Genomic DNA, 6,083 nt, shown 5'->3' with positions numbered 1-6,083 from the left:
CCAGCACGGCGGCTTCCAGCTGGGGCCCGGGGCCCGCCGGCTCGCGCGCCACCAGCACACCGGCCAGGCTGCGCATCCGCGCCGCCACCTGCGCCGCCGCCTCGGCCCGGGCATCGGCGGCGAACAGGCGATAGCCCAAGGTGCGCGCGCGGCCGGCGAGCGTGGCATCGAACTGCGCCAGCCCCAGCCGGGCCAGCGTCACGTCCCCCTGCGCGATGGCCTTGCGCAGCGGCAGGCGGCCATTGAACTCGATGGGTTGCAGGATCGACACGGCAAAGGCCGGGCCATCACCCAGCCGCACCCCGTTGACCGGATTGTCGGTGGTGCGCTCGCCGAACTCGACCGCGATTTCGGGATCTGCCAGCCGGCCGGCGGCCTGCGCGCCGGTCTGTGCCAGGCTGATCTGGCGGGCCAGAAACTGGCGCTCGGGATTGCCGGCCACCACGTCGGCAGCCAAAGCCTCGATGCTGATGACAGGCGCGGCCGGCTGGGCCAAGGCGGGCACGGCAAGCAGGGCAAGAAGGCAAGACGCGCGGACCATGACGCTTGCCTAGACGACCACAGGCGTTGCGAATACTCGTGAAATTACTTGTGCTTGTCTGCAATCAGTTCGCGATAGCGGGTGAGCACGGCGGCGTTGATCGCGTCCCAGTCATAGGCCTGCGCGGCTGTCAGTCCGGCCTTGCCATGGGCACGGGCGAGGGCGGGATCGGCGCAATAACGGCCCAGCGCATCGGCATAGCCGGCGACATCGCGGGGGCCGACCAGAGCGCCGGTGACGCCATCGGCCACCAGGCACTCGTTGCCGCCGGCCCGCGCCGCCACCACCGGAATACCGCTCGCCATGGCCTCGAGGTTGATGTTGCCGAAGGTTTCGGTGATCGACGGGTTCAGCAGCATATCGACGCTGGCATAGGCACGCGCCAGGTTGATGCCGTCCTGAAAGCCGAGGAAAATGGCATCGGGCACGTCGCGCGCGAAACCGTCGCGCGCCGGGCCTTCGCCCACCACCAGCAGCCGGTGCCGCACCCCGCGCGCCTTCAGTTCGGCCACGGCTGCGGCCACCATGTCGAGACCCTTTTCCAGCACCAGCCGGCCGACAAAGCCGATCACCGGCTCATCGTCGGCAATCCCCAGACTCCAGCGCCATTCCAGGCTGCGCCGGCCGGGGTGGAAGCGTTGCTTGTCGACGCCGCGGCTCCACACGGCAGGCTCCGCGCTGATGATGCCGGCCTCGCGCATCGTCTCGCCAAAGCCGGCAGTGGTGACGAAGATGCTGTCCAGCCCGGCATAGAAGCGCTTCAGCAGCGCCTCGATCCCCGGCCGGATGAAGCCCAGGCCATAATATTCAAAATAGGTCTCGAAGCGGGTGTGGATGGAGGCAACCACCGGCACCCCCAGGTCGCGACCCAGCTTCTTGGCGGCGTGCGCGGCCGGATCGGGCGCCGACAGGTGGATGATGTCGGGCGCGAAGTCGCGGATCTCGCGCTTGAGCCGGTCGGGCAGGCCCAGCGCCAGGCGATATTCGCCGCGCCCGGGAATGGCAAAGCTGGGGATGGACACGAGCGTGCCGGCCGGCTCGAACGCCGGCGTGTCGGAGGTGGGCGAATAGACACGCACCACGCAGCCCTGCGCTTCGAGATAGGCGACCAGCCGGTTCAGGGCCTGGTTGGCGCCATCGCGGACATAGTTGTAGTTGCCGGAAAACAGCGCCACCCTGAGCGGGCGGTCAGGCAGGGCAGCAGCTTCGGGCATCTTGTACGCAGTGGCCACGCGGCAGGTTCCTTGTTCGAGCCCCGTCGTGCCATTCCATTGTGGCCAAGACACGGCAGTGCGATGGCCATATTCCGCCGCGCCACCGGATGCCGCACCACGAAAAACCCCGCCGGCTTGCGACCGGCGGGGTGTTTTCTTGGGGCATGGCCGGCGGTCGTCAGCCCTCCGTCTGCTCCAGCGCCTTGGCACTGGCGGCCTGCACGGCGCGCAGCGCGACGTCGCGGCTGTTGGCCGCCACGCGCAGACGCTGCATGCCCGCCCCGGTGCCGGCCGGGATCAGGCGGCCCACGATCACGTTCTCCTTGAGGCCCGTGAGCGTATCGACCTTGCCCTGCACGGCGGCTTCGGTGAGCACCCGCGTGGTCTCCTGGAACGAAGCCGCCGACACGAACGACTTCGTCTGCAGGCTCGCCTTGGTGATGCCCAGCAGCACCGGCTTGCCATCGGCCGGGCGGCCATCCGGCGGCAGCTTGGCGTTCTCGGCCTCCATTTCCTCGCGGTCGCACTGTTCGCCCACCAGGAGGGTGGTGTCGCCGCTTTCGGTGATTTCCACCTTCTGCAGCATCTGGCGCACGATCACCTCGATATGCTTGTCGTTGATGCGCACGCCCTGCAGGCGATAGACTTCCTGGATCTCGGCGCACAGATATTCGGCCAGCGGCTCGACGCCCAGCACCTCCAGGATGTCGTGCGGGTTGGGGTTGCCATCGATCAGATAGTCCCCCTTGCGCACGAAGTCGCCTTCCTGCACCGCGACATGCTTGCCCTTGGGCACCAGATATTCGGCCACGTCGCCTTCACCTTCCGGACGGATGATGATGCGGCGCTTGGTCTTGTAATCCTTGCCGAATTCCACGCGGCCATCGATACGGGCGATGATCGCATTGTCCTTGGGGATGCGGGCTTCGAACAGCTCGGCCACCCGCGGCAGACCGCCGGTGATGTCGCGCGTCTTGGCCGCTTCGCGCGGGATGCGGGCCAGCACGTCACCGGCCGACACGTCCTGCCCATCGGCCACCGAGAGAATGGCATCGACGGCCAGCATGTAGCGCGCCGCCTCGCCCGAACCTTCGTCGAGCAGGGTGATGCGCGGCCTGAGGTCGTCCTTCTTGTTGACGGCCTTCCAGTCCGACACCTTCTTGTTGGCGATGCCGGTGGCTTCGTCCACCTCCTCGCGCAAGCTGACGCCCTCGATCAGGTCCTGGTATTTCACCTTGCCCGACTTCTCGGTGATCACCGGCAGGGTGTACGGGTCCCACTCGGCAAGGCGGTCGCCCTTGTTCACCTGCGTGCCCTCGGCCTGGCCGATGATCGCACCATAGGGGATGCGATGGATCGAGCGTTCGCGGCCTTCGGAGTCGCGCAGCACCAGCTCGCCGTTGCGGGCCATGGCAATGGCGCGGCCGCGGCTGTCGGTGATGGTGGTGAGGCCGCGATACTCGACCACGCCGTCCACTGGCGCATCCAGCGTCGACTGTTCCGACACCTGTGCCGCGCCCCCGATGTGGAAGGTGCGCATGGTCAGCTGCGTGCCCGGTTCGCCGATCGACTGGGCCGCGATCACGCCGACCGCTTCGCCCATGTTCACCGGCGTACCGCGCGCGAGGTCGCGGCCATAGCAGGTGGAGCAGACGCCGCCGCGGGTTTCGCACAGCAGCGGCGAGCGAATCTTCACTTCCGCCACGGCCGCCTTTTCGATGCGCACCACGTCGCTTTCGGTCAGCAGGTGACCGGCCGGCGCCACGACCTCACCGGTCTTGGCGTCAACGATGTCGACCAGCACGGTGCGGCCCAGGATGCGCTCGCCCAGCGACACGATGGTGTTGCCGCCTTCGACGATGGCCTTCATCACCATGCCGCGGGTGGTGCCGCAATCGGCTTCCACCACCACGCAATCCTGGCTCACGTCGACGAGGCGCCGGGTCAGATAACCGGAGTTGGCGGTCTTCAGCGCGGTGTCGGCCAGACCCTTGCGGGCGCCGTGGGTGGAGTTGAAATACTCCAGCACGGTCAGGCCTTCCTTGAAGTTGGAGATGATCGGCGTTTCGATGATCTCGCCCGACGGCTTGGCCATCAGGCCGCGCATGCCGGCCAACTGCTTCATCTGCGCCTGGCTGCCTCGGGCGCCCGAGTGGGCCATCATGTAGATGGAGTTGATCGGCGCCTCACGGCCATCGGCCTTCTTCTTCTTGGCGCTGATTTCCTTCATCATTTCGCCGGCAACGAGGTCACCGCAGCGCGCCCAGGCGTCCACGACCTTGTTGTACTTCTCGCCCTGCGTGATCAGGCCGTCCTGATACTGCTGCTCGAAGTCCTTCACCTCGGCCTTGGTCTTGTCGACCAGGGTCGCCTTGGCGGCCGGGATCACCATGTCGTCCTTGCCGAAGCTGATGCCGGCCTGGAAGGCGTGGCGGAAGCCCAGCGCCATGATGGCATCGGCGAACAGCACCGTCTCCTTCTGGCCGGTGTGGCGATAGACGGTGTCGATGACGTCGCCGATCTCCTTCTTGGTGAGCAGGCGATTGATCGTCTCGAACGGCACCTTGTGGCTCTTGGGCAGGGTCTCGCCCAGCAGCAGCCGGCCCGGCGTGGTGTTCACGCGCTTGAGGTAAACCTGGCCGTTCTCGTCGGTCTGCGGCACGCGCGCGATGATCTTGGCGTGCAGCGTGACGTTCTTGTTGAACAGCGCCTGGTGCACCTCGGCCATGTTGGCAAAGGCCATGCCCTCGCCCGGCTCGCCGTCCATCTCCATCGACAGATAATAGAGGCCCAGCACCATGTCCTGCGAGGGCACGATGATCGGCTTGCCGTTGGCCGGCGACAGGATGTTGTTGGTGGACATCATCAGCACGCGCGCTTCCAGCTGGGCCTCGAGGCTCAGCGGGACGTGCACGGCCATCTGGTCACCGTCGAAGTCGGCGTTGAAGGCGGCGCAGACCAGCGGGTGCAGCTGGATGGCCTTGCCCTCGATCAGCACGGGTTCGAAAGCCTGGATGCCGAGCCGGTGCAGCGTCGGCGCGCGGTTCAGCAGCACCGGATGCTCGCGGATCACCTCGTCGAGGATGTCCCAGACTTCCTTGCGCTCCTTCTCCACCCACTTCTTGGCCTGCTTCAGGGTCATCGACAGGCCCTTGGCATCCAGCCGCGAGTAGATGAACGGCTTGAACAGCTCGAGCGCCATCTTCTTGGGCAGGCCGCACTGGTGCAGCTTGAGTTCCGGACCGGTGACGATCACCGAGCGGCCCGAATAGTCGACGCGCTTGCCGAGCAGGTTCTGGCGGAAGCGGCCCTGCTTGCCCTTCAGCATGTCCGAAAGCGACTTCAGCGGCCGCTTGTTGGCGCCCGTGATGGTGCGGCCGCGGCGGCCGTTATCGAACAGCGCGTCCACCGCTTCCTGCAGCATGCGCTTCTCGTTGCGCACGATGATGTCGGGCGCGCGCAGCTCAATGAGGCGCTTCAGGCGGTTGTTGCGGTTGATGACGCGGCGATAGAGATCGTTGAGGTCCGACGTTGCGAAGCGGCCGCCGTCCAGCGGCACCAGCGGCCGCAGGTCGGGCGGGATCACCGGCACGACCGTCAGGATCATCCATTCCGGCTTGTTGCCGGAGTTGATGAAGCTTTCGACCACCTTCATCCGCTTGATGATCTTCTTGGGCTTCAGCTCGGACTTGGTGGTGCGCAGCTCCTCGCGCAGCTGCTCCATCTCGCCTTCAAGATCGAGCTGTTCGAGCAGGATGCGGATGGCTTCCGCGCCAATGCCGGCCTGGAAGGCGTCTTCGCCATATTCTTCCTGCGCGGTCAGCAGCTCGTCCTCGGTGAGGAGGTCGAGCTTCTTGAACGGCGTCATGCCCGGATCGATGACGACATACTGCTCGAAATAGAGCACGCGCTCGAGCTGCTTCAGCTGCATGTCGAGCAGCATGCCGATGCGGCTGGGAAGCGACTTCAGGAACCAGATGTGGGCAACCGGCGCGGCCAGCTCGATATGGCCCATGCGCTCGCGGCGGACCTTGGAGACGGTCACTTCCACGCCGCACTTTTCGCAGACGATGCCCTTGTACTTCATGCGCTTGTACTTGCCGCACAGGCACTCGTAATCCTTGATCGGCCCGAAGATGCGGGCGCAGAACAGGCCATCCCGCTCCGGCTTGAAGGTGCGATAGTTGATCGTCTCGGGCTTCTTGATCTCGCCATAGGACCAGCTGCGGATCTGCTCCGGGCTGGCGATGGCGATCTGGATCTGGTCGAAGGTCTCCGGCTTGGCGACCGGCGAGAAGAAGTTGGTGACGTCGTTCATGGTCTCGTCT

The 6,083-nt window shown here is 66.0% G+C and carries 2 protein-coding genes and 1 pseudogene; all 3 read right to left on the bottom strand.

The window, feature by feature from the left end:
• Window positions 1-541, bottom strand: a pseudogene (locus tag GJV64_RS00660) (TolC family protein); the annotation flags it as partial.
• Window positions 542-585: 44 nt separating this feature from the next.
• Complete coding sequence (locus GJV64_RS00655) at window positions 586-1,755, bottom strand: glycosyltransferase family 4 protein (protein WP_164155370.1); 1,170 nt, start codon at window positions 1,753-1,755, stop codon at window positions 586-588.
• Window positions 1,756-1,933: 178 nt separating this feature from the next.
• Window positions 1,934-6,073 (bottom strand): DNA-directed RNA polymerase subunit beta', encoded by a 4,140-nt coding sequence (gene rpoC, locus GJV64_RS00650; protein WP_164155369.1) that lies wholly within the window; start codon window positions 6,071-6,073, stop codon window positions 1,934-1,936.
• Between the last annotated feature and the right edge of the window lie 10 nt (window positions 6,074-6,083).

The organism is Sandarakinorhabdus rubra (assembly GCF_010994245.1).
Taxonomy (GTDB): domain Bacteria; phylum Pseudomonadota; class Alphaproteobacteria; order Sphingomonadales; family Sphingomonadaceae; genus Sandarakinorhabdus; species Sandarakinorhabdus rubra.
This window is presented reverse-complemented; position numbering and strand designations above follow the sequence as displayed.

Excerpts from the sequence above, each read along its gene's own strand:
- GJV64_RS00655 (WP_164155370.1), bottom strand. The coding sequence starts at position 1,755 with ATGCCCGAAGCTGCTGCCCTGCCTGACCGCCCGCTCAGGGTGGCGCTG.
- rpoC (WP_164155369.1), bottom strand. The coding sequence starts at position 6,073 with ATGAACGACGTCACCAACTTCTTCTCGCCGGTCGCCAAGCCGGAGACC.